Source organism: Mesorhizobium sp. M7A.F.Ca.ET.027.03.2.1, from assembly GCF_003999175.1.
Lineage (GTDB): Bacteria > Pseudomonadota > Alphaproteobacteria > Rhizobiales > Rhizobiaceae > Mesorhizobium.
The window spans coordinates 1-2,926 of the sequence record NZ_RZOM01000802.1 but is presented as its reverse complement, the minus strand read 5'-3'; the positions used below and the strand labels follow the sequence as shown (position 1 = coordinate 2,926).

Annotated in this window: 3 protein-coding genes; all 3 read right to left on the bottom strand. The window is 65.9% G+C overall.

Annotated features, from left to right (window positions below; all coding sequences use genetic code 11):
• Positions 1-197: 197 nt before the first annotated feature.
• On the bottom strand, positions 198-1,286 hold the full coding sequence (mepA, locus tag EN750_RS27120; protein WP_127398489.1) for a penicillin-insensitive murein endopeptidase: 1,089 nt from the start codon (positions 1,284-1,286) through the stop codon (positions 198-200).
• A 65-nt stretch (positions 1,287-1,351) separates the two neighbouring features.
• Positions 1,352-2,254, bottom strand: a complete 903-nt coding sequence (locus EN750_RS27115) for an SDR family oxidoreductase (protein ID WP_127398487.1) — start codon at positions 2,252-2,254, stop codon at positions 1,352-1,354.
• Positions 2,251-2,926: tRNA epoxyqueuosine(34) reductase QueG (queG, locus tag EN750_RS27110; RefSeq protein ID WP_127398485.1), on the bottom strand; the 676-nt coding region annotated here is incomplete at its 5' end. The genes queG and EN750_RS27115, both read right to left, overlap by 4 nt.

The window sequence follows — 2,926 nt, the reverse complement described above, 5'->3', positions numbered from 1 at the left end:
GCATGCTCTCGTCCGTCTCCGGCGCCCCCGACGGCATCTGGCCGTTCTTCCGTTGACTAGCGCATGGGTTTGAAAAGGGAAACGGTTTTCGACCCCGGCGGCGCGCTGAGGCCGGCTCTGCGGCCAAACCGCCACGGTTTCGCAAAAATGAGGCGCTGAACCGATTGAGTCTGCCTATAAGCTATAAGCCGTGATCGTCAGTTTCCAGGCGGCCGCGGTCGCGGCAGCGGCACGCCGATCTCGGGCGTCGCCGTGAAAGCGTTCATCGTGCTTGGCAAGCCGGCGGCGGCCGGGGTGGCGGGCAACGAGGGCGCTTCGGGTTCGGGCGCGGCAGCCGCGACCGGCACGCCGCCGCCATGGTAGGTCGCCGCATCGGCCGACGACGGCCCCGGCGCGTCGAGCACGGCGCGGCACTCGCTCGGCAGGTTCGCCATCGTCATCAGGTCGCGCGCCTTGGGGGCATCGGGGTTCTTGTTGGGCCGCCACGGCTCCTGCGTGAACCACCAGGCCAGCGGCTTGCCGCAACCGTCATCGCCCGGCGTCGCTTCCTGCGCCTTGCAACCGGGCGAGCCCGGCTGGCAGCCGATGCGCATGTGGAAATGATAGTCGTGGCCCCAGAACGGCCTGACCTTGCGCAGCCAGAAGCGGTCGCCCTTGACGGTGTCGCAGAGCTTTTTCTTGATGCCCGGATTGACCAGGATGCGCTCGACCTGGCCGTAGCTCGCCGCCCGCTTCAGAAGCCTTGTGTGCGCTGGCGTCCACAGCGCGTCCTTCACCAGATGGGTCTTCTCATCGACCATCAAGGTGGCGCTCATCGATTCGCGCTGCGCCATCGACAGCGGGCGGCGGGGCATCGGCGTCAGCCAGATGTCGGCGTCGAGCCCGATCTGGTGCGAGGCATGTCCTGTCAGCATCGGGCCGCCGCGCGGCTGCGAAATGTCGCCGATCAGCAGGCCTGGCCAACCATCGGCCGCTGCGTCGCGCGACAATTTCTCGACTACCGCGATCATCGTCGGATGGCCCCAGCGGCGGTTGCGCGACGGCCGCATCACCTGCCAGGTCGGACCGTCCAAGGGAATGGCGACGCCGCCGGCAAAACAGCCCTTGGAATAGAATCCGATCGACCGCGCCGCGGTCGCGGCCGGCAGTTTCTTGGCGCCGAACAGGTCTTTTGCCCGCTCCTCGGCGCTCGCCGGCTGAACGGCTAACCCAAGCACGGCAAGCAGGCCGAGCGCAGCGGCCAACAGGGGCGTTTTGCCTAGAGATAGCCTCATCGCTGTCTTCATGAACCCGGTTCTCCACCGCAATCCCAAGGCCGAATCATAGCACGCCGCGCCCGCGGCTTCGATCGTCAGCGCTTCATCGGGCTGCGCGCTTCGCCGTCACGCCAATCGCCGCTTGCCCACATATGATCGAAGGCGGCGCGGTAGTCTGGAAACCGCAGGGAATAACCCGCCGCCTTGATCGCCGCGTTGGCGACACGCTTGTTCTCGCCATAGAAGGACCGCGCCATGGGCGAAAGTTGGGCGGCGTCGAAGGGAATTTCGGGCGGCGGTTCGATACCCATTAGCGAAGCGGCATAGGCGACGACATCCTGCGGCGGCGCCGGCAGGTCGTCGGTGACGTTGAAGATGCCGCCTGTATTGCCTTCGATGAGCTGCCACAGGGCGCCGGCAATGTCGTCGCAATGGATGCGGTTGAACACCTGGTCCGGCTTGACCAGCCGCCTTGCAGTGCCGTTTTCCAGATTGACCAGCGCGTTGCGGCCGGGGCCGTAAATGCCGGACAGGCGCAGGATCGCCCCCGGTCGGCCGATCTCGCGGCCCAGCTCCAGCCAGTCTCGTTCGGCGGCCACCCGCATCACCGAGCGCTTCGACACCGGCCGGCATTCCGCCGTTTCATCGACCCATGCGCCGTCATAATTGCCGTAGACGCCGACGGTGGAGAGATAGCCGATCCATTCAAGCACCGGCATTTGAGTGAGGATTCCCGCGCGGGCGGCATTCAGCACAGGATCGCCGGCCTCTTCCGGGGCGACCGAAATCAGCAGATGCGTTGTTTTTCCCAATGCATCGCCGATTTCGCCGGTCATCGCGCCGTCGAACAGGAGCGGCGCGACACCGGCCTGCCGTAGCGTCTCGAATTTTTCCGGCGAGCGTGTCGTGCCGAAGATCGTCGCGGCGCCTTTGTTAGCCCGAGCAAAAGCCCTGCCGGAATAGCCGGCGCCGAAGATGAATATCTGCTTTTCGCTCATGCATTCGCCCTGGTTGGCCGCGCCAGACGCCATTCGTCGCGCACGGCTTCGTCGCTCTCGGCTTTCAGACCGATGGCTGCCCGTTGCGAGTATTCGGCAACGGGCACCAGCCGCGCCAGCGCCCAAATTGCCGCGCCCCGCACCAGCGGTGACGGATCGCCGAGAAGCGTACGCACCGCGCCAGACAGCGAAGCATCGCCGGAATTGCCGGCGGCGATCAGCACGTTGCGGATGAACCGGTCGCGGCCGATGCGTTTTATCGGCGAACCGGAGAAGAAAGCGCGGAAGGCCGCGTCATCGAGACCCAAAAGGTCGGCGAGCGGCGGCTCGCGCAAATCATCGCGCGCGACGAGTTTTGCTTCGGAAGCTGCCCGGGCGAATTTGTTCCACGGGCAGGCGGCAAGACAATCGTCGCAGCCATAGATGCGGTTGCCGATCTTTTCGCGGAATTCGTGCGGAATCGGCCCCTTGTTCTCGATGGTGAGATAGGAGATGCAGCGCCGCGCATCGAGCCGGTAGGGCGCCGGAAAGGCATCGGTCGGGCACGCGTCGAGGCAGGCGCGGCAGGAGCCGCAATGGTCGATCTCGGCGCGGTCGGGCACGAGTTCGGCGGTGGTGAAGATGGGGCCGAGGAACAGCCAGGAGCCGTGCTCGCGGCTGACCAGATTGGGG